Below are 21,882 nucleotides of genomic sequence, written 5' to 3'. Positions count from 1 at the left end.
CAACAACCTAGGCGCCATTTCGCGCGAAGCGGCGCGTCCAAGGCGAATTGCGCGTTACGAATGCGTAACGCGCGTCGGTCGAAGTGTTTCTCGTTCGTAACGTCGGAGTTCAGTCATGGATCGGAGAGCACTGATTGCGATGTTGGGGCTTGCTGGCGCGTCTCGGGCATTGGCGCAAGTCAATCGCGCGATAGGCGTCAAGGCGTTCCGGTTTGGGGTGACGGATGTTTTTCTGCACGATGGGGCAATTCATCTATGGCAGGATTTTTTACAGTCCCGGTTGGGCATGCCGGTGCAGATCATCCAGAAGTCGAGCTATCAGGAATCCCTCGAAGCTTTGCGCTCGGATGAAATGGAGGCCGCGTGGATCTGTGGATTTCCCTACGTCGTTGCCAAGGGGTTCGTCAGGCTATGCGCCCAGCCGGGCTGGCATGGCCAGCCCTGGTACCAGAGCTATCTGATCACCTCGGCAGGGAGAACCCAGGCCCATTCGCTTGCTGATCTGAAGGGTGATGTCTTTGCATTCGATGACCCATTGTCCAATTCGGGTTATCTCGTACCTGTGGTCGCCCTGCGGGGAATGGGGCAAACCCCACAGAGCTTTTTCAGGGGCACCTTTTATACGTACTCACTCCATAAAGTGGTCGAGGCTGTAGGCAGTGGACTGGCCGATTCGGGAACGGTTGATGGCTATATCTGGGAAATCCTTCATCAGAAGCGATCGCCGTCGGCACTCAAGACCCGGATCGTGGCGAAGTCGAAGCGCTACGGTTTTCCACCGATCGTCACACGCAAAAACCTTGAGCCGACCCTTCACGCGCACCTGCAACACGCTTTGCTCGATGCGCAAAGTTTCGTGGAAGGACGGCGGTTGCTCGAAGTTCTGGACTTGCAAACTTTCCTTTTGCCGCAGGAAGGCTGGTTTTCCGGGATTCAAGAGTTGAGCGAGATTCTGGATGGGACGCATGCCCCGATTCCCGTTGGGGCAATTTACGAAACGGCATGAGTACGGCACGCCCGAGTCTGCGCAATTCCCTTTTGCTCCGGCTGCCCCTCGTCGCGGCAACGCTGGTGGTGTTGACGGCGCTGTTGATGGCTGCAGGCTTGGGGTTATTGACTCAGCGCTACCTTATTGAAGATGTTGACTCAGGCGCTTTCCAGGCCATGTCGTCTTGGAACAAGAGCCTGCCGACACTGATTCAGCAGGACAACGTCTGGGCCGTGTATGAGGCCCTTACCTCCGTGACCAAGGCAGACGTTGGGCAACAACACGGGGCGGCTCTGGCGGTAGTGCTAGGAGCCAATGGGCAGGTTTTCGCCAGTTCGGACCCGCGAGCATTCCCAACGGCGCGCCTGCCAAACTGGACTCCCCTATGGACTGCGGGGACCCTTAGGCTTTCGGCGCCTGAGAGCCCGGTCGGCAGCGTTCATCCAGGGCTGTCTCCGCCCATTCAAAGTGGTCGCTGGCGCCTGTACGTCAGCGCGCTACGCAGTGGCACAGGCCCTGGCGTTGGTACGCTGGTTTACGCTGTCAGTGATGCCTTGTATCAATCTCGTTTGTTATCCATGCTGTGGTGGATTGCGGCCATCACCGCACTGGCCGTCGCTGTATTTGTGCCCGTCGTCTGGATGCTGAGCAGGCGCATGCTCCGTCCACTGGGGGAGCTGCGGCGGTCCATGGACCTGGACGGTTCACGGGCACGGCGTGTGGGCACCGAGCTGTCCGTCAGATCCGATGAAGTTGGCGCTTTGGCTGGCGCATTTACGCGGTTGCTGGAACAAGTTGATGTGGCGCGGCAAGCCGAAAAGCTTGCCGCCGTCGGCACCTTGGCTGCCGCCACTGCCCATGAGATCAACAATCCGTTGGGCGGCATGATCAATGCGTTGAGGACGGCCACGCGATTTGGAACCTTTGATGAAACCACCGGCCGGACCCTCGACCTTCTCGACCGGGGGTTGGAACAACTGCGTACGATCGCACAGGCACTTCTGGCACAAACGCGTCCCGCGGAGCGCGACCTGAGTCAGCAGGATTTTCGTGATCTGGCCGAACTCATGACTCCTTGCCAGCGTGAGCGTAGGGTTGGGCTGCAAACCCGGATCGACATCCCCAACAGTATTCCCGTAGCCGCTGGCCCGGTGCGCCAAGCAACCTTGAACATCCTGCTCAACGCTTGCCGCGCAGCACACCCCGGAGGCACATTAATCCTCCAAGCCGATACAGCCGCGGCGGGACTCTTGCGCATCGCCGTGTGCAACGCTGGTGAAGCACCGCCAGCCGCCATGATGTCGAGCATTGGCACGCCAAGCATGCCCCTAGGAGGAGTTGGGTTCGGATTGTGGGAAAGTCGCAGGCTTCTTTCCGACATTGGTGGCAGGCTGGTGCTGACGCACGCGGATGGCTGGACGACAGCCCTTATCGAAATCCCCCTACGTGCCTGATGCCAAGCGGCATTACATTTGACGCATGCTGCCATCAGAGCGGCGCGACTACGAGTCCCGAGGAGATTGCCGTGTACGACCAGCGCATATTGCTTGTGGAGGACGATCCCATTATGGGGGAATCCCTGCTGGAACGACTCAAACTGGAACACTACCCCGTTGAGTGGGTCCGTGACCTCGATCAAGCACGCCGTGCACTTGATGGCAAGCTTTATCCCTTGGTCCTGAGCGACATTTGCCTACCTGATGGCGACGGTGAGTCATTGCTCGCCGCCATGACGCAGCGCTATGGCGGTTGCTGTCCTCCCGTCGTGTTCATGACCGGTTACGGTTCAGTTGCCCAGGCGGTGCGTCTGGTTCGCGACGGCGCCTGGGACTACATTCAGAAGCCATTTGACGTCGATCTGTTGATGCAACGGATTCACGAGTGGTTGCCGTTTGATGATGCTTCGTCGGATGCCTGGTTCGGGGTATCCCCCGTTTCGCGCGCATTGGAGCAACTCATCGATCGCATCTCCACACTCGATTTGCCGATCTTGATTCAGGGAGAATCCGGTACGGGCAAAGAAATCGTTGCGCAGTACATCCATACCCGCATATGCAATGGCCGCGCGGCCAAGGCGAGCCCGCCATTCGTGGCCATCAACTGCGCGGCCATCAGTGAGGGTCTTCTTGAGTCAGAGCTTTTTGGTCATGAGCCGGGCGCATTCACCGGCGCGTGCAAACGTCACGTGGGCGTGTTCGAGCAAGCGAACGGGGGCATCCTATTCCTCGACGAAATCGGCGATATGCCCGTCAATGTTCAAGCAAAGTTGCTGCGTGTGTTGCAAGACGGGCAGATCAGGAGAGTGGGCAGCGAGAAGACGATTCAGGTTGCCGTGCGATTGATTTGCGCCACGCACAAGCCTCTGGACAAACTCGTCGAATCCGGGAAGTTCAGGCATGATCTCTTTTTTCGAATCAGCGGTGTTCCCATTCACCTGCCCCCCCTGCGCGAGCGGGAGCAGGATATTGCATGGCTGGCACAGCGGCACGTCGACGCGCTCAACGCGAAGATGGGTCAGTCCAAGCGTCTTGACAGCCAATTCATTGGCTGGGCCAAGCTACAGGCGTGGGAGGGTAACGTGCGAGAGCTCTTCGCCACTCTGGATCGGGCCTACCATTTCTCGCCCGATTGCTGGGTGCGCTGGGAGCGAGCCGGGCTGCCCTGCTCGAGAGGTACGCCAGGGCAAGGCTTGGGGGCGAATTCGGACCCTGAACCCTTGGAGCAATATCTCGCGCGAATCGAACGCGATTACCTCAAGCAATGCGTCTCTCAGAACAGCGGCCAGATGATGAAGACGGCTGACAGATTGGGGATCAGCCGCAAAACCCTTTGGGAAAAACTCAAACGCTACAAGATCGGATCGCAAGACTCGGGCAGCTTTTCGTGAGTGGCGCGCCCTTGTCATTGCGTTGCTCTTTAAATTCCACACGGAAGGGAGTTGCCCGTTGGTGTAGCTTAAGCTGAAGCGGCCAGCACCTTGGGGGATGAGGCGTAGGGGCTCTGCAATTGGTCCGCCTATTTGTCAGGAAGAGCCTACGAGTGCGGGAGTACCGCCCCAATTTGCCAAGCTGACGCGATGCGACGCCAGGATATGGAGCAGTCCGCACTACCGCCTGAGTGGTCCGACACAAGGAGGGGGCATGCTTTTCCCGGTACAAAAGCTGATCGACTCGCTGCAAGCGCGTTGTGGCATGTCGTTTGCCATCCAACTTCCGGATGGCAAACCCTACCGGACTGGCCCGGGCGAGCCGGTGTTCAGGGTGTTGTTTCGCACGGACGCTGCGCTGCTGCAGGCATTTTCGCGCGGGCATCTGGGTTTGCTGGAATCCTATTTCGACCAGAGCCTGGATGTCGAGGGCGATCTCGGTGCGGCGCTGGCAGCCGGCATGCTCAGCGGTCTGGATATGCCAAAGACGCTGATCACGGCCGAAAACAGCATTCATGAATTGCGCAATTCCAATCGTAGCCCAAGCCAGGCCAAAGCCAATGCCCGTGCACACTATGGCCTGGGGGCCGGGTTCTATCGCCTCTGGCTTGACGATCCCCTGATGATGTACACGTGTGGCTATTGGCCTGAAGGGACCCAGACCCTGGAGCAGGCACAGCACGCCAAGATCGACCATGTCTGCCACAAGATCCAGTTGGCGCGCGGAGAACGCTGTATCGACATTGGTTGTGGCTTCGGGGGTTTTCTGTTCCGGGCGTGGGAGACGCTTGGTGTTTTGGGCACCGGTCTTAACACCACCACCGAGCAGGTTGATTGGCTGCGCGATGAAATCACGCGCCGGGGCCTCACGGACAGGATCAAGGTGCGTGAGGCCGATTTTCGCGATGTTGATGCGCAGTACGACAAGGTGGTGTCGATTGGCGTGCTCGAGCATGCGGGGCGTGACCAACTGAGCGAAGTCGTTCGCGCCCATGCGGACTTTCTGAAGCCCGGCGGGCTTGGCATGCTGCATTTCATCGGCCATATCGGCCAACGCGAGACGGATCTGTTCATTCGCAAACACGTCTTCCCCGGTGGCTGGATCCCGGCACTCTCGGAAGTGATCGTGGCGATGGAGCGTTGCGGGCTGGAGGTGGTAGATGTCGAGAATTTGCGGCGCCACTACGCCTTGACGCTGGACGTGTGGGCCGAGAGATTTGAAAAACAGTGGGCCGTGATCCAGGCGCTTGACCCGCAGCGCTTTGACGAGCGGTTCTATAGGGTGTGGCGCGTTTATCTGCGGGGCTGCGCCGAAATGTTCCGTTCATCCGCAGGCTACACACACTTGTTTCAGATCGTCTTCAGCAAGGGGAACATCACCCGGGTCAACTACCCGATGAGCCGGGCGCATCTCTATGGTCGCTGATGCATCTGGGTACGCTGCGCGCCAAGTTGCACTGGCCACACGGTTGCGTGCGCTCAGCGCAGTCGGCGCAGCACCGCTCGGTCTGGGCAAGACGAGTTCCAACTTGTTTCGCGATCGAAACGAGGGAGCCAAGCATAAGCTCGACCTGAGCGACTTTTGTCATGTTTTAAAGATCGACACTGAGCAGAACTGGGTTGACGTTGAGGGCTTGACAACGTACGAGGCGCTGGTGGCTCAGACATTGAAGCTTGGGGTCATGCCGGCCGTCGTGCCACAACTCAAGACCATTACCGTCGGAGGCGCAGCGGCGGGTGTCGGGATCGAAGCCACATCACATCGGTGGGGTCTTGTGCATGACACGCTGCTGGAGTTGGACGTACTGCTACCCGGGGGCGACATCGTGACCTGCCGGCCGGACAACGAGTATCGTGATCTTTTCTACGGCTTTCCCAACTCCTATGGAACGCTGGGCTATGCGCTGCGGCTGCGCGTGCGCACGCTGCCGGTCAAGCCATTTGTCAAAGTGGAGCATGTGCCGCACGAGGATTCGGTCTCTTTTTTTCGCGCCCTGGACGCGCGCTGCCAGGGCGACGCCGACTTTGTCGACGGGGTGGTCTTCGGGCCAAAGCAGCAGATTCTCAACGCCGGCTGTTTCGTCGATTCTGCCCCCTGGCTCAGCGACTACACCTACCAGCATGTCTACTACCGATCCCTGCTGGAAAGGTCGGTGGACTACATGCGTGTGCAGGACTACATCTGGCGTTGGGATACTGACTGGTTCTGGTGTTCGAAGAGCGTGCATGCGCAGAATCGGCTTGTACGTTTTCTGCTCGGACCGTCACGGCTCAATTCGCGAACCTACACGCGGATCATGCGCTGGAATGCCCGCTGGGGCCTGACGCGCCGGTTGGCTCGTCTGCGTGGCCTGCATACCGAGTCCGTCATCCAGGACGTCGATATTCCGGTGGCGCATGCGCCGGAATTCCTGGCCTTTTTGTTCCGTGAGATCGGCATTCTGCCGATCTGGATATGCCCTGTGCGCGCCCCCCTGCCGCAGTCGCCGTTCACCCTATTCCCGTTGACAGCCGACACCCGGCATGTGAACTTCGGCTTCTGGGATGTGGTGCAAAGTAGGCAGGCCCATGAGCCCGGTTATTTCAACCGCTTGGTGGAGCGTGAGGTGGTACGGCTTGGCGGCATCAAGTCTCTCTACTCCGAAAGTTACTTCACTCGGGAAGAATTTGCGAGTGCTTATGCGATGCAACAATATGAAGCGCTGAAGGCGAAGTACGACCCGTCAGAGCGCATGTTGGGTCTGTACGAAAAGTGCGTGCTGAAGGCGTGACTTGTGGATCGCCGGGCCGCCGCTCGAAACGTTTGAGGGCAGGCGCCAAAGCAATCGCACGTTTTGCATCAGGCCGGGACAGCGGCCGGGGCAGGACGGCCGTCACCCCGTGCACCAAGGAAACCCCAATGCCCGCTCGCGTCGATCTGCCTCAATCTTGGCTTGATCCCATCCTGCACCCAGGTATGAAGGGATATCCGCACGCTTCGCCAGTGCTCAGGCGCTCGGAAATCGGCATGCAAGGTTGGGACGTGCTCGCTGGCAATCTGCCACTTCCGTTGGCCGTGATCAAGCAGCGCGAACTCGACCACAACATCCGCTGGATGCAGCGGTACTGCGCTGAGAACGCGATTGCCTTGGCGCCTCATGGCAAGACAACGATGTCGCCGCAGCTCTTTCAACGCCAACTGGCGGGCGGCGCATGGGGGATCACCGTGGCCACGGTCCAGCAGCTTCAGGTCGCCATTGCTGCGGGAGCTCTGCATGTGTTAATCGCCAATGAGGTCATCACATCCATTGACTTGCGGGCAATAGTCCACCTCAAGCGCGAAAACCCGAATCTTCAGATCCTGTTCCTGATCGACTCGACGGAACAGATCGATCTGATCGAGGCAGTGGATGAGGACCATCCGTTCGATGTGCTTTTGGAAATTGGGTATGCCGGCGGACGCACCGGCTGCAGGACCGAAGAGGCGGCGATGGCGTTGGCCCGCCAGGCCAGAAGCAGTTCGTGCGTACGACTCGTCGGCATCGAGTGTTACGAGGGGCTGGGCGCTACGGGGGAGGACGGCCACGATCGTGCGTTTGCCCAGGATCTCATGCGAGTGGTGTCCGACGTGGCGGTGCTCGCCGATCGAGAGAACCTCTTTGACAGCACCACAGTCATCCTGTCCGCTGGTGGCTCGGGGATCTTCGATCTGGTGGTTCCCGCGCTACGGCAACGTCTGTCGCGTCCAGTGACGGGAATTTTGCGCTCCGGCTGCTATATCACCCATGATCAAGGCCATTACAGGCGTTTTGTTTCGGCCGTTGACCGCCGCCTTGGTTGCTCAGAGGGCCTTGGATTGAAGGCAGCAATGGAGGTATGGACCACGGTGCAGTCGATCCCCGAGCCGGACCTGGCGATTCTCGCAGTCGGCAAACGAGACATATCCTTCGACATGGGGTGGCCCCTACCACTTGCCACCTATGCACGTGGCAAGGCCCTGCGCGTCGAGGCGCCGAAAGGGTGGCAAGTCAGCGGAATGAATGATCAGCACGCCTACCTTCGCGGCGACATGCGATCTTTAGCCGTTGGGGATCGCATTGTTCTTGGGTTGTCACACCCGTGTACAACCTTCGACAAGTGGCGATGGATGCCAATCGTCGACGATGACTATCGCGTGGTCGATGCGATCGTGACTTTCTTTTGATCGCGTGGCTGCAATCGTCCGCAGTTGGCGCGGAGATCAATCGGCCCCGGGGATCGGCCCGGGGCAGGGCCTGATGGTGCCTTCGAACCACACGAAAGCAGATGCGACAGTGGTCGTTTGGACATGCTCAGTCGGCTACGGCTGATGGGCCGCGTGGCGCTCGGACCGGACTGAGTCGGGACCTATCGCGACAATCCATTTGATTATTTCGGGCGAGCGATTAGGCTCATGTCGAATCTCCTTGGTTCTGCTCTAGCGGCACGCAATGCGTACTTGCCATGATGGTTGCCTTCGCCCTCGACGCGCTTTTGCTGTTTCACGGTGCTTTCGTCCTGTTCGTCGTAGGCGGCGGTTTGTTGGCGATGCGATTCCGAAAGTTGCTCGGCTGGCACCTCGCCGCAGCAGCATGGGGCGCGGTTGTTGAAATCAATGGATGGATTTGCCCACTGACATTCCTTGAGGACTGGTTGCGCGTGGCCACTGGTGTCGCTGGTTACCAGGGCGGCTTTCTCGCGCACTACCTCTTCGCAATGATCTACCCGGATGGTCTCTCCCGCCGGATGCAAATCGGGCTGGGAATTGGCGTTGTGCTGGTCAACGCCTTCGTGTATGGGTATTTATGGCCAAGGCTTGTGCGAGCACGGCGCCTCAAAGGGTAAGCCAAGCCGGCGCCCTGAGCCACGACGAGCCATGGCGTCTTTCGAAATTGAGCCAGGCTTCCTTCAATTTTTCGAGTATTATCGAATCATGGAAACACAACAAGCGCTTTCGGCTCTCGCTGCACTGGCCCATGAATCCCGTCTGCGCGTCTTTCGCACCTTGGTGCAGGCCGGGCCCGCCGGAATGGCGGCAGGACAAATCAGCGAGGCCACGGGCATCGTGCCCTCCTCGCTGTCCTTTCACCTCAAGGAACTGAACCACGCCGCGCTGGTGTCGTCGCGGCAGGCAGGGCGGTTCGTCATCTATGTGGCGCAGTTTGGCGCCATGAACGCCCTGCTGGCATTCCTGACCGACAACTGTTGCGGTGGCAACCCCTGCAACACCGTGCGCCAGGCGCCGTGCGCCGCAGCGCAAGCGGTGTCAACCACATTGGAGGATTGACGATCATGAAGCGCTTTCACGTGCATATCAGCGTGCCTGCGCTGGACGATGCCGTTCGCTTTTATTCCGGCTTGTTCGGCGCTGGCCCCACGGTGCACAAGCCGGACTACGCCAAGTGGATGATGGATGACCCGCGGGTGAACTTCGCCATCTCGCAACGCGGCGCCGCGCCCGGGCTCAACCATTTAGGCGTGCAGGTGGAGTCCGACGACGAATTGCATGAGATGCAGAAGCGTTTGGAAAGCATGGACGCGGACTACGTTGCGGAGCCAGGCGCCGCCTGCTGCTATGCGCGCTCCGATAAATACTGGGCCCACGACCCGGTGGGCATTGCCTGGGAAACCTATCACACGCTTGACACGATCCCGATGTTCAATGACGGTGCGGACGAGCATGCGTGCTGCGTGCCTGCTGCCGATGCCAAGACGACGAGGGCAGATGCTTGCTGCAGCGTCTCTGCCTCAGGCAAGGCTGGCCGCAGTTGCTGTTGAGTTTGTTTACCGCATCCAGGCCAAGACGATAGGCAACCATGGATAAGACCTATAACGTCCTGGTGCTGTGCACAGGCAATTCGGCCCGCTCGATCCTGGGCGAAGCGCTCATCAACACGCTGGGCAAGGGGCGGTTTTGCGCGTTCAGCGCGGGTAGTCACCCCGGTGGGACCGTGAACCCCTACGCAATCGAGCAACTGCGCGCCATCGGCTATCCCACCGAAACGCTGCGCAGCAAGAGCTGGGACGAGTTTGCCGCGCCGGGCGCGCCGCACATGGACTTCGTCTTCACCGTTTGCGACAAGGCTGCTGGGGAGATGTGTCCAATCTGGCCTGGCCATCCGATGACGGCGCAATGGGGCTTCGAAGACCCTGCTGCCGCGCAGGGCACTGATGCGGACAAGCGGCGAGCCTTCGCTCAGGTGTTTCGTCAAATTCGCAACCGGGTGCAGAGTTTCGTCGCGCTGCCGCTCGACAAGCTGGACGCGGCGGCCATCAAGCGCGAGATCGCGAAGATTGGCCAGATGCCGGTCGAGCAGCAAGAAGACGCACGGAGCGCGACAGACTCAATCTGACACGCGACGTGGCGCCGCCACTCAGGCTCATGTGGCTTCGGAGCCGATCGGCCCCCATGGCACGGGTCGCCAGCTCCTGACTGGTTTTTCCCTTTCGCCCATCGCTGCAGCTTGCCGACAAAATCTCTTCCGACGCCCAACGCATGCTCCTTGCACTCCTGATTTTCATCGCCACCCTTGTATTCGTCATCTGGCAACCCCGTGGTCTGGGCATCGGCTGGAGTGCACTCGGCGGTGCGGCCGTGGCACTGGCTGCAGGTGTCATTCAGTGGAACGACATTCCGGTGGTGTGGCACATCGTGTGGGATGCCACGTTCACCTTCGTTGGACTCATCATCATTTCCTTGCTGCTCGATGAGGCTGGTTTTTTCCACTGGGCCGCACTGCACGTGGCGCGCTGGGGTGGGGGCCGCGGACGGCTTCTCTTTCCCCTCATCGTCCTGCTCGGCGCGGTGATTGCGGCCTTCTTTGCCAACGATGGCGCAGCGCTGATCCTCACGCCCATCGTGTTGGCCATGTTGTTGGCGCTGGGCTTCTCGCCCAAGGCGGCGCTGGCCTTCGTCATGGCGACGGGGTTTGTCGCTGATACCACCTCATTGCCGCTGGTGATTTCCAATTTGGTCAATATAGTCAGCGCCGGGTATTTCCAGCTGCCCTTCGACCGCTACGCCAGCGTGATGGTGCCGGTGGACGCCGTGGCGCTTGCGGCAACCCTGCTGATTTTGTCTGTCTATTTCAGGCGCGACATTCCTCGGCACTACGAGATCGCATTGCTCGATGCGCCAAGCAGCGCGATCAGGGATCCGCTGGTCTTCCGTTGGGCCTTCCCCGTGCTCGGGTTACTGCTCGTGGCCTATTTCGCCACAGCCGCCTACGCCGTGCCGGTGTCTTTTGTTACGGGCATCGCTGCAGCCCTGATGCTGGCGCTGGCTGGGCGCTGGTGGCGCAGCGGACGGGGTGCGCGTATCGACGTGTGGAAGATCGTGAAGGGAGCGCCTTGGCAGATTGTGCTGTTCAGCCTGGGGATGTACCTGGTGGTCTACGGCTTGCGCAACGCTGGACTCACGTTGCTGCTGGCGCATGCGCTGGAATCGGTCGGGCAGCACGGAGTGATGGCAGCGGCGCTGGGAACAGGCATCATCAGCGCGATGCTTTCAGCGGTCATGAACAATATGCCCACGGTGCTGATCGGAGCCTTGGGCATTCATCAAGCTCAGGGCGTGAGCGGGCCCGTGCGCGAGGCCATGGTGTACGCGAACGTCATCGGCTGCGACCTGGGGCCGAAATTCACCCCCATCGGCAGTCTGGCTACGCTGCTGTGGCTGCACGTGCTGGCACGCAAGGGCATGACCATCAGTTGGGGTTATTACTTTCGTGTCGGCCTGCTATTGACCACGCCTGTCTTGCTCGCGACCCTCACAGCTCTGGCGCTGCGCCTGCGCTTGGGGTGAAGCCTTCATTCCACCAAACCCTTCGCACGTCATGATTCGCATGTATCACAACCCCGCCTGCGGCACCTCCAGAAATGTCCTGGCGCTGATTCGCAACGCTGGCGTCGAGCCCGACGTTATTGAATACATCAAATCTCCGCCTGATCGGGCCACCCTGATTGCATTGCTGAGCGCCATGAATATGGCGCCGCGCCAGCTGCTGAGGCGCAAGGGCACTCCCTATGATGAGCTTGGGCTGGATGATGCCACCGTGTCCGACGATGCCCTGCTCGACGCCATGCTCGCCCATCCGATCTTGATCGAGAGGCCAATCGTCGTCACCGAATATGGCACGCGGTTATGCCGCCCCTCCGAGGCCGTGCTCGACATCCTGCCGCAGCGGCAACGGGGACCCTTCCGCAAGGAAGATGGCGACGTCGTGATCGACGCGCAAAACCGACGCGTGCGCTGAAAGCCGTCGGGCGTCGGCTGCTCGTTGCTCCGATCGACCTGTGAGGCGAACGGCGCGGGAGGGCGGCTTCGCCAGCCGTCAGCTCGATTCGTGCCGTTGCTCATGCTCCCAAGTTCCTGTGTCTCTCTTGTGCATGCGCATATTGCGCACATGACCGCGGAAAGTCGCCATACCGATGCGCCCGATCAGCGGGCTGCCTTGTGAAACGGCAGGGTTTGGTCGCACATCGATGCTCGGCAAGCTTGGGCGCACTGATTGGCTGGATTGATGACCTCACTGCACCCCGCATGCTGGCGCGTACCGTGCCCATGCGCGCTCGAGGAGGAGGGGGCCGCGCGCGGGATGTGCCCTCGATGTGCCTGCGTGGGAAGGTCTCATGGTCTTGTAAGCACAAGACACCTGAAACACGCATGGCTTGGCGAGGCAGCGCTCGCAACTCGGCACATCGCGCCCAGCATAATGACTGCCGCGAGTCTTTGACACTGGGCCTTGATCGGTAAGGACGCACCATGCCACTTGCGGTCGGTTGCTGATGTTTGGCGCGCGAGCCCTGCGCGACGGCCGCTTGGGGAGGAATCGGCGCTCGGTCACCCCGTAGGTCCCTGCTTCGCGCCAAATGCGCACGCGCATTCCGCATCGATACCCTAGGATTGGCCCGGCCCACGTTCTTCTGCGCACGACTTTCTCGCACCAAGTGAATAAGACCAACGAAATTCCATCCGGATTGATCGTGCTTCATGGCAACCGCCTTGAAATGCTGCACGACCTCGTCCTGCAATGCCTGGCCAAATGGCCGCTGCAACCGTTAGAGGAGGAAGTTGTCCTGGTGCAAAGCAACGGGGCCGGCGAGTGGTTCAAGGCCACGCAGGCGTTGGCCACCGGGATCTGCGCCGCAAGCAGCATTGAATTGCCGGCGCGCTTTTTGTGGCGTCTTTATCGGCAGATCCTGGGTCGCGACCGGCTCCCGGGGCAGTCTGCGCTCGACAAAAGTCCCCTGACCTGGCGCCTGATGCGTTTGCTTCCGGATCTTGTGGAGGGGCCCGGTTTCGAGCCGATCAGGGCCTACCTGCGGGACGAAAGCCCAGAGCGGCTGCTGCAACTTGCGCAGCATCTGGCTGATCTGTTTGATCAGTACCAGATCTACCGGGCCGACTGGCTCGATTGTTGGGAGCGTGGCATTGAGGTCACCGTCGATGCCCATGGCCTCAGGCGGCCCCTGCCTGCACAGGAGTTATGGCAGGCCCGGCTTTGGCGCGCTCTGGTTGCCGAACTCGATACCGAGCAGCGAGCTGCGGTGCGACCCGTGGTGCACCGCGAAGCGATCGAGCGTCTGAAGACGGGCAGCGGTTTCGCTGCGCCCCTGCCGCGCCGGGTCACCCTGTTCGGCGCCGCGACCGTTCCTGGCGTGACCCTCGATGTTCTTGCCGAGTTGTCCAGGCATGCCCAGGTCATCATCGCCGTTCCGAATCCCTCCCGCTACCACTGGGCCGACATCATCGACGGGCGCGAGCTTCTGCACGCTGCAGCGCGCCGTCATGCGATGCGTGGCGGGCTCGACCTGGCTGCTGTCCCGCTGCAGGACATGCACGCCCATGCCCACCCCCTTTTGGCCGCATGGGGCCGTCAGGGACGGGACTTCATGCGCCAGCTCGATGCCTTCGATGATGCCGAGAGTTCACGCCGGCGCTTTGCATTGCCGCGCACCGACCTGTTCGATCTGACACCAGGGCACAGCCTGCTCGAGCAGCTGCAGGCTGCGATCCGGGATTTGCTGCCGCTCGACGAGCACCCCAGGGCGCAGGCCAGCGCGCATGCTGCAGTACCGGAGGCCGACCGCTCGATCGTGTTCAACATCGCGCATAGTGCGCAACGTGAGGTCGAGATTCTGCACGATCAGTTGCTGACGATGCTCGGCGCGACGCCACCACTGCGGCCGCGTGACATCGTGGTTATGGTGCCCGATATTGACGTCTTCGCGCCGTCAATCCGGGCGGTCTTTGGGCAATACCCCAGAAGCGATGCTCGCTATATCCCATTTGACATTTCCGACCTGACGCAGCGCGGGAGCAATCCACTCATGCTGGCGCTTGAATGGATCCTTGACGTGTCGGCCCGCCGCATGACCAGTAGCGAGGTACGCGATCTGTTCGACGTGCCGGCGATTGCAGCACGCTTTGGCCTGGATGAGGCTGACAAACCCCGCATGGCGCAGTGGATTCACGGCGCCGGAGTCCGGTGGGGTCTCGATGCGCGCCAGCGCGGCAGCCTCGGTCTCGGGGCCTGCGGCGAGCAAAATACGTGGACGGCAGGCATTCGTCGCATGCTGCTTGGCTATGCGAGCGGCAGCACCGACGGTTTCAAGGACATCGAACCCTACGACGAGATTGGGGGGCTCGACGCCACCCTTGTCGGCGTACTTGCGAGCTTCCTTGATGCGCTCGAGCATTGGTGGTCGCTTGCCGCGGTGCCCGTGGCACCGTCAGCCTGGGCTCAGCGAGCGCGCGATCTGTTGCGAGACTGGATGGAACCCACCGACGAGCGCGAGCGCCTGACGATGGCAGCGATGCAAGACGCGCTGTCCGGGTGGCTCGACGCCTGCGAGAGCGCGGGTTTCTCCAGCGATATTCCGCTTGCGGTGTTCCGCGAGGCTTGGCTTGCAGGGCTCGAAGCGCCTGGCGAGTCGGGGCGTTTTCTTGCGGGCGGGGTCACTTTCTGCAGCCTCTTGCCGCTGCGATCGGTTCCCTTTGAAGTCGTGTGCCTGCTCGGCATGAATGACGGTGACTATCCTCGCGTCGGCAGTCGCAGTGACTTCGACCTGATGGCGTTGCCGGGGCTGTACCGTCCAGGAGATCGTTCGCGCCGCGACGACGACCGCTACCTCATGCTCGAGGCGCTGCTTTCCGCGCGGCGCACCCTGTCAATCAGCTGGAGCGGACGTAGTCCGCGCGACAACAGCGACCTTCCACCCTCGGTGCTGGTGGGGCAACTGCGCGACTACCTCGCAGCGGGTTGGGCCGCAGAAGCCGGAGTCCAGGCGGATCCATCCGGTGAGTTGCTGTTGCAGCAGATCACGACTGTGCATCCGCTTCAGCCATTCAGCCGCCGCTACTTCGAAGGAGGGCCGCTCAATACGTGGGCGAGGGAATGGCGAGCAGCGTATCGGCACGACCCAGCGCGTGAGCCGGCGACGATGCCTGTGTTTGACGACACGGGTGTGGCGGTGGGAGTCTCGCAACTTGCCGCATTTTTGCGTAATCCGGTGAAGGCCTTCTTTCGGGCACGGCTCGACGTGTCCTTCGATGTTGACGACGAAGCGGTGGAAGATGAGGAGATGTTCAAGCTCGACGGCCTGCAGCGGCATTCGTTGCTGCAGGAAATCTTGTCAGACCCGCCCATGACTTTGACCCAGGACCCGCGCCATGTCATTGCGCGGCGCATGAAGCGCGTCATCGGCAGCGGGCGTCTGCCCATGGCCGGGGCCGGGGAATTGATCGCGCAGGAGTTGGCCACAGACGCACTGCCCATGCTGCAGAGTTGGCGCCAGCTTGCGTTGCGCTACGCCACGGAGTCGCCGAAAGTTCCGCTGCGGTTCGAGCATGACGGTATCGTGTTCGATGACTGGCTCGTCGGGCTGCGTGGGGCTGCGCGTGGTCCGGTGTGGATCGGTATGACAGCTTCGGAGCTGTGCAAGGGATCCGAAGGCGACCGATGCGTTGTTAGCGAGAGATTGATCGAACCGTGGCTGCGAATGCTCGCGGCCACCAATTGCGGGGTCGCGTTCACCGGCTATCTTGTCGGGCGAGACGTCGTGCTCGAACTGCCTTCGCTGGCGCGCGAGCAGGCGTACCAGCGCTTTGGCCAGATTCTCGAGACTTGGCGCGCCGGCATGGAACAGCCGTTGCCCTGGGCTGCGCGCACGGCGCTCGCCGAAGTCGAAGGGCACGGTCCGCAGCGCACGTACGAAGGCGGCTATGGGGCGCCATTTTGCGATCGCGAGGACCCTAGCCTTGCGCGTATCTTCCCCGACTTCGATGCCCTGCGTGCTGATGGGCGTTTCGCCCATTACGCCGAGTTACTCTTTGCACCGATAAGCGAATGGGCCGCGGAGCGCGCAGGCATCCTCGAGCACACCGGGCTGGCCGGCGACGAAGAGGGCAACGCCGATGGCAAGTGAGCTGCTCGACCCCTTGCGCTTGCCCCTGTGGGGAAGCCGACTGATTGAGGCCAGTGCTGGCACGGGCAAGACATGGACCATCGGAGCGCTGTATGTACGCCTGGTGCTCGGGCATGGTGCTTCGGGCGAGGCGTTTGCCGAACCGCTCGGACCGGATCAGATCTTGGTCATGACTTTTACGCGCGCGGCAACCAAGGAGTTGTCGGAGCGCATCCGCGTGCGCCTGGCCGCCGCCGCGGCGTGCTTTCGCGGCAAGCGCGAGCCGGATTCCGACGATACATTTCTTCGGGATCTTCTCGCCCAATATGCTTCGGACGGCGCGCGCATACAAGCTGCTTGGAAGCTGGAAGCAGCCGCCGATGCAATGGACACAGCAGCCGTATTCACGATCGACGCTTGGTGCCAGCGCATGCTTCGCGAGCATGCGTTTGACAGCGAAAGCCTGTTTGATGTCGAACTCATCGCAGACGAAAGTGAATTGTTCGAGCAGGCCGTGCGCGATGTGTGGCGGAAGGAGACCTATCCGTTGGACGGTGCGACACTTGCCGGTATTCTTGCTGTCTGGCCCAATCTCGAGGTATTCAAGGCAAGTATTCGCGGGCGTGCCGGAGACGCCGTGGGATGTGCACTTGGGGCTGTGTGGGCGCGGGCCATGGCTGCAAGTCAGGATGCCATGGCACCGGTCAAGGCGCAATGGGCACAGCGCTCCCCATTGCTGCGCCGCTGGCTGCTTGAGCGCCTGCCGCCAATGGGCTCTTGCTTCAAAGCCAACATGGTGGACGCGACCAAGGTCAGTGCGTGGTTTGACGCCATCGACGCCTGGGTTATCGGTGTCGGGGAGATTGCACTGGATTTGCCGAACCGGGCCTGGGACCGGCTCAATTGCGAAGGGCTGCGCGCTGCACTCAAGAAGGGCGAAGCAGTCGCGATTCCGCATGAATTCGAGGCGTTTCGGGATCTGGCTACCGCATTGGCCGCGGCTCCCGACGTCAGCGTCGAACTGGGTCGTGCCGCTGCCGGGCTCGTGCAGCGGCGCTTGCGCGAGCTCAAGGATGCGGCGCGCACTTACGGGTTCGAAGACATGCAGGAGCGTCTCGACCTTGCGTTGGCAGGCGCCCGAGGTGACAACCTGAGGCGGCGCATTCGTAAACAATATCCTGTGGTCATGATCGATGAATTCCAGGATACGTCGACTCGGCAATTCAGCCTGTTCGATCGTGTCTACGACATCGCAGCCAATGACGCGAGCGCGGCAATTCTCCTCATTGGCGATCCCAAGCAATCGATTTATGCCTTCCGCGGCGCGGATATCCAGAGCTACATCCAGGCCAGGCACGCGACCACGGGCAGGCACTACGCGCTTGCGATGAATTTCCGCTCGACGGCCGCAGTCGTCGATGCGGTCAATTGCCTCTTCGAGCGGGCTGAGACGCGCGAGGGGCCTGGCGCCTTCCAGTTTCGCGACGCGCGCGATGACCCCGTTCCCTTCGTCGCAGTGCGGGCTCGTGGTCGGAGCGAAGCGCTTGTGACCGCAGCCGGAGCGGCTCCTGCCATGCACGTGGTGTATGCAGCCGAACTCGCCTCGATGACGAGCGTGCGCACGCGCTTTGCCGAGCTCTGCGCCGAGCATATGGTGCGCATGCTGAATGCACCCGACTGTGGTTTCGTGCACGGTGACGGAACGCTCGCCCGGTTGCAGGCGGCCGATATTGCGGTTTTGGTGCGCGGCAAGATCGAGGCTGATGCGGTGCGTCGGTCTCTCAGCCGCCGAGGCGTTGCATCCGTATATCTGTCGGATCGCGATTCGGTATTGGCCAGCGCCGAGGCGGCTGACCTTCTGCGTTGGTTGCGCGCAGTGGGGCAGCCGCGCGACGGTCGCCTCGCACGCGCAGCCTTTGCATCGCCAAGTCTGGAGCTGAGCCTGGCCGAAATGGCTGCCTTGGCAACAGACGACCGCGCATTTGAGGAGCGAAGCGAGCTGCTTCTGGAACTTCAAGGCGTTTGGCAGCGGCAGGGCGTTCTTGCCATGCTGCGACAGAGTTTGCACCGCCTTGACCTGCCCGCGCGCTGGCTTCGGAGCGAGGGCGGCGAGCGACGGCTGACCAACATGCTGCACCTCGCTGAGATTCTCCAAGAGGCCAGCTCATTGGTTGAGGGCGAGCAGGCACTCGTGCGCTGGATGGCTGAAGCTGTCAAAGGCAAGGTGGGCGCACTCGAGGAGCAACAGGTGCGACTCGAAAGCGAAGCGGATCTTGTCAAGATCGTCACCATCCACAAGGCTAAAGGGCTGGAGTACCCGGTCGTGTATTTGCCCTTCGCGTGCAATTTTCGCGAAGCCGATGATGATGGGCCAGGCGCGGTTGATGACGTCGCGCGTCTGCAGGAGGACCTTCGGCTGCTTTATGTCGCCCTGACGCGCGCGCGCCATGCCCTGTGGCTGGGCGTTGCAGCGGTTAGCGTGCGCAATGCGCGGTCGTGCTCGTTGCACAAAAGTGCCTTGGGCTATTTGCTGGGCGGCAACCAGGAACAGGCAGCCGAGGCCATACCTGCACTTGTGCGCGACGCATTTGGGGCGCTGCCAGCGACGTGTCTCGAAGTTGCGGACGTACAGTGCGGGTTCACGCGCCTTGTTCCGTCGGCGCCCGCCACCGCACTACGCGAGCCGCCGATGTACACCGGGCGCTTCGAGCGTGACTGGTCGATCAGCAGCTTCACGGCGCTGGTTCGCGGTCTCGGTGCCTGGCCTGGCGAGCGGCGCGCTGCTTTGCAAAATCTCGAAGACGAGGTGCAGGAGTTGGCTATCCAGCCAACGCGGGATGCGCCACGACATGAATTTCCGCGGGGTGCGTTCGCCGGTAAGTTCCTGCACGATCAGCTAGCCTGGCTCGCCACGCAGGGTTTCGGGCTCAAGGGTAATCGTGCCCTGCGCGATCGTCTGGCGCAGCGCAGTGACCGACTGGGGTGGGGTAACCGGGCAGAGCAGATTTGCGTATGGTTCGAGGAGTTGGTGGTGACGCCCCTGCCGGAGTTGGGGGCGTCGCTTGCACAGCTCAACAGCCTTCTGCCCGAGATGGAATTCTGGTTTCCAGTTGCCGGGGCCCGTGCGGCTGCCATCGACGCCATCTGCGGTGAGCGCTTGCTGCCGGGGCGCCAGCGTGCGCCGCTGACCGAGCGAGCGCTGCAGGGCCTGGTGATGGGTTTCGCCGATCTTGTGTTCGAGTGGGAAGGCCGCTGGTGGGTGCTCGACTACAAGTCCAACGCGCTCGGCGCAGGCGACGCCGATTACACGGCAGAGGCAATCACGAACGCAGTCGCCGCACATCGCTACGACGTCCAGGCCATGCTGTATTTGTCGGCGTTACACCGCCTGTTGAGGGCTCGTCTGGGTGCCAGCTACGACCCGGTCCGCCAGCTTGGCGGCGCCATGAATCTGTTCATCCGTGGCATCCGCGGCCCCGCGTCGGGATGTTTCGTCATGCCAGCCAACCTGGAGCTGCTCGAGCGGCTCGAAGCCGCGTTGTCACAATCCGATGAGGTGAGCCCTTGAGCGAGCATTTGGCAGTGGCGGGTCGTACCCAGGGCGAGCTGTTGGTTTTGCTCCGACGATGGGCTGAGGCAGGATGGCTGCGTCGCCTTGACGTAGCCTTTGCGCGATTCATTGCGAACCTTGCGCCGAGCGTTGATGCGCCCGCGCTTCTGGCCGCAGCCGTCCTCGCGCAGCTGGAGGGACGCGGGCATAGCTGTCTAGACCTCAGTGAGTGGCCGCCTGCAGCAGCGGGCGAGTTCGGTTTGTCCGCGGAACTGGTGCGTGAGCTGCGCGGTCTGGATGCCACAGCGCGGGACGCGTTGCTGGCGGGACTCCGTGCCTGTGAGGCCGTTTACGTGGTGGGGGAGGGCTCAGATGCAGGCCAGCCCCTTGTGCTTGACAGCGCCTACCTGTACTTGCGTCGGTATTGGAATTTCGAACGTCGTGTGGCATCGCAGGTGCGCTGTCGCACGACGCTTCCCTGCGAGATTGATCCGACTTTGGTGCGGCCTTGGCTGGATCGCCTGTTCCCCGACTCGCCCGAGTCCGGACTGGATTGGCAGAAGGTTGCCTGCGCCTTTGCGTTGCGCGCAGGTTTTAGCGTCATCACGGGCGGGCCCGGCACGGGGAAGACCTTTACCGCGGCACGACTTCTGGCCGTGCTGTTCGCGGTGGCGGATGACCCGGCACGGGTGCGCGTGGCGCTTGCCGCACCGACCGGCAAGGCTGCGGCGCGCTTGAAGCAGTCAATCGATCAATCGATGGCCGAGGTCGTCGGGCAGCTCGGCGAGAGCACGCCGCTTGCTGCTCTGGCAGCGCATGTTCCGCCGGCGCGCACCTTGCATGCATTGTTAGGATCGCGTCCGGACACGCGAAAGCTGAGTTACCACGCCGGCAACCCTCTGGACGTCGACGTGTTGATCGTGGACGAGGCATCGATGGTTCATCTGGAAATGATGGCAGACTTGCTCGATGCCGTGCCTGGACAGGCCCGGGTGATCCTTCTCGGTGACAAGGACCAGCTCGCCAGCGTTGAGGCGGGGGCAGTTCTCGGAGACCTCTGTGCGGGCGCACAACGTGGACATTACAGGAGCGAGACCGCAGAAGCGATCCGGCTCGCGTGTGGGATGGCGTTGCCTGCGAGTCTGATTGACCCGGACGGATCGGATCTTGCTCAGCAGGTAGTCATGCTCCGGAAAAGTCGGCGATTCAGCGGCGACATCGGGCGACTCGCTTTAGCCGTCAACGCCGGCGATGCAGTGGCTGCGACCGAGATTCTCGGCATGCCCGGCGCGCTGCAATGGGTGCCAAGAGCCGAACCGGATATGGTCGTAGCGTTGGCGCTCGGTGGCCGCGAAGGCGCGAGCGGCAATGGTTTCACCGACTACCTTGCGCTCGTGCGGGTCGGCGCGGCGACGGAACACGAACGCAATGCATGGGCGCTGGGTGTATTGCAGGCCTTCGACCGCTTCCGTGTGCTTTGTGCGGTCAGGCATGGGCCTTGGGGCGTTGAGGAACTCAACCGCGCGATCGAGGTGGGGCTCAGAGCAAGGGGGCTCATTGCGGCGCAGGCCGAATGGTATGAGGGGCGGCCGGTGATCGTGACGCGTAATGACCGTCATCTTGGCATATTTAACGGCGATATCGGCATCGTCCTGCGCAGCGGTGCGGGGCAGGCAGGGTTGCGTGTGTATTTCGCCAGCGCCGGTGGCGTGCACTCGATTAGCGTCAGTCGCTTGGCACACGTGGAAACGGCGTTTGCTCTGACCGTACACAAGGCGCAAGGATCCGAGTTCGAACATACAGTCCTTGCCCTTCCAGCTGGTGGCGGCATTGTGCGCGAGTTGATCTACACGGGAATTACAAGGGCGCGCGCCGCTTTTACGCTCTTGACCGAGCGCCCTGAAGCACTGTCTGATGGTATCTCGAGGATGACCAAACGCAGCAGCGGCTTGCTGGATCGGATTGGCGGTCCTTCGGGCCGTTGACCTGTGCGTTCGTCTTTTTGTAAGCGCC

The 21,882-nt window shown here is 61.6% G+C and carries 15 protein-coding genes; all 15 read left to right on the top strand.

The annotated features are described in order from the left end of the window. Positions 1–115 precede the first annotated feature (115 nt). The 15 genes from CD04_RS0114750 (at position 116) to recD (ending at position 21,854) form a co-directional block, all read left to right on the top strand. Positions 116–1,006 (top strand): PhnD/SsuA/transferrin family substrate-binding protein, encoded by an 891-nt coding sequence (locus tag CD04_RS0114750; protein WP_031408115.1) that lies wholly within the window; start codon positions 116–118, stop codon positions 1,004–1,006. Then, positions 1,003–2,442 carry a HAMP domain-containing sensor histidine kinase gene (locus CD04_RS0114745; protein WP_051849319.1) on the top strand — a complete coding sequence of 480 codons (1,440 nt, stop codon included), beginning with the start codon at positions 1,003–1,005 and terminating at the stop codon, positions 2,440–2,442. Before CD04_RS0114750 ends, CD04_RS0114745 begins: the two co-directional genes overlap by 4 nt. A gap of 71 nt (positions 2,443–2,513) precedes the next feature. Then, positions 2,514–3,875, top strand: a complete 1,362-nt coding sequence (locus tag CD04_RS0114740) for a sigma-54 dependent transcriptional regulator (protein WP_031408112.1) — start codon at positions 2,514–2,516, stop codon at positions 3,873–3,875. Positions 3,876–4,128: 253 nt separating this feature from the next. Beyond that, positions 4,129–5,340 carry a cyclopropane-fatty-acyl-phospholipid synthase family protein gene (locus tag CD04_RS0114735; RefSeq protein WP_031408110.1) on the top strand — a complete coding sequence of 404 codons (1,212 nt, stop codon included), beginning with the start codon at positions 4,129–4,131 and terminating at the stop codon, positions 5,338–5,340. Beyond that, the gene (locus CD04_RS0114730; protein WP_031408108.1) at positions 5,330–6,685 is read left to right on the top strand and encodes an FAD-binding oxidoreductase; all 1,356 of its coding nucleotides are present in this window, start codon (positions 5,330–5,332) and stop codon (positions 6,683–6,685) included. The genes CD04_RS0114735 and CD04_RS0114730 overlap by 11 nt, the downstream gene beginning before the upstream one ends. Before the next feature lie 128 nt (positions 6,686–6,813). Continuing rightward, entirely contained in the window at positions 6,814–8,097 is a 1,284-nt protein-coding gene (locus tag CD04_RS0114725; protein WP_031408106.1) for an amino acid deaminase, read from the top strand. A 278-nt stretch (positions 8,098–8,375) separates the two neighbouring features. Next, complete coding sequence (locus tag CD04_RS0114720) at positions 8,376–8,756, top strand: DUF2784 domain-containing protein (RefSeq protein WP_031408098.1); 381 nt, start codon at positions 8,376–8,378, stop codon at positions 8,754–8,756. Between the two features lie 88 nt (positions 8,757–8,844). After that, entirely contained in the window at positions 8,845–9,198 is a 354-nt protein-coding gene (locus CD04_RS0114715) for a helix-turn-helix transcriptional regulator (protein WP_031408089.1), read from the top strand. A 5-nt stretch (positions 9,199–9,203) separates the two neighbouring features. Next, on the top strand, positions 9,204–9,689 hold the full coding sequence (locus CD04_RS0114710) for an ArsI/CadI family heavy metal resistance metalloenzyme (RefSeq protein ID WP_031408084.1): 486 nt from the start codon (positions 9,204–9,206) through the stop codon (positions 9,687–9,689). A 38-nt stretch (positions 9,690–9,727) separates the two neighbouring features. Further along, positions 9,728–10,264, top strand: coding sequence for an arsenate reductase ArsC (locus tag CD04_RS0114705; RefSeq protein ID WP_031408072.1), 537 nt, complete (start codon positions 9,728–9,730; stop codon positions 10,262–10,264). A 143-nt stretch (positions 10,265–10,407) separates the two neighbouring features. After that, entirely contained in the window at positions 10,408–11,715 is a 1,308-nt protein-coding gene (locus CD04_RS0114700; protein WP_031408069.1) for an arsenic transporter, read from the top strand. Between the two features lie 31 nt (positions 11,716–11,746). Further along, positions 11,747–12,166, top strand: coding sequence for an arsenate reductase (glutaredoxin) (arsC, locus tag CD04_RS0114695; protein WP_031408067.1), 420 nt, complete (start codon positions 11,747–11,749; stop codon positions 12,164–12,166). Positions 12,167–12,860: 694 nt separating this feature from the next. Further along, positions 12,861–16,340, top strand: coding sequence for an exodeoxyribonuclease V subunit gamma (gene recC / locus CD04_RS0114690; protein WP_031408066.1), 3,480 nt, complete (start codon positions 12,861–12,863; stop codon positions 16,338–16,340). Beyond that, the gene (gene recB / locus CD04_RS0114685) at positions 16,330–19,887 is read left to right on the top strand and encodes an exodeoxyribonuclease V subunit beta (protein ID WP_031408065.1); all 3,558 of its coding nucleotides are present in this window, start codon (positions 16,330–16,332) and stop codon (positions 19,885–19,887) included. Before recC ends, recB begins: the two co-directional genes overlap by 11 nt. After that, positions 19,884–21,854 carry an exodeoxyribonuclease V subunit alpha gene (gene recD / locus CD04_RS0114680; protein ID WP_231480652.1) on the top strand — a complete coding sequence of 657 codons (1,971 nt, stop codon included), beginning with the start codon at positions 19,884–19,886 and terminating at the stop codon, positions 21,852–21,854. Before recB ends, recD begins: the two co-directional genes overlap by 4 nt. Positions 21,855–21,882 lie beyond the last annotated feature (28 nt).

The sequence above is a fragment of the Thiomonas sp. FB-Cd genome (genome assembly GCF_000733775.1).
In the GTDB taxonomy this organism is placed as follows: Bacteria; Pseudomonadota; Gammaproteobacteria; order Burkholderiales; family Burkholderiaceae_C; genus Thiomonas_A.
The sequence above is the reverse complement of the archived record's forward strand: the minus strand, read 5'-3'. Positions and strand labels throughout refer to the sequence as shown.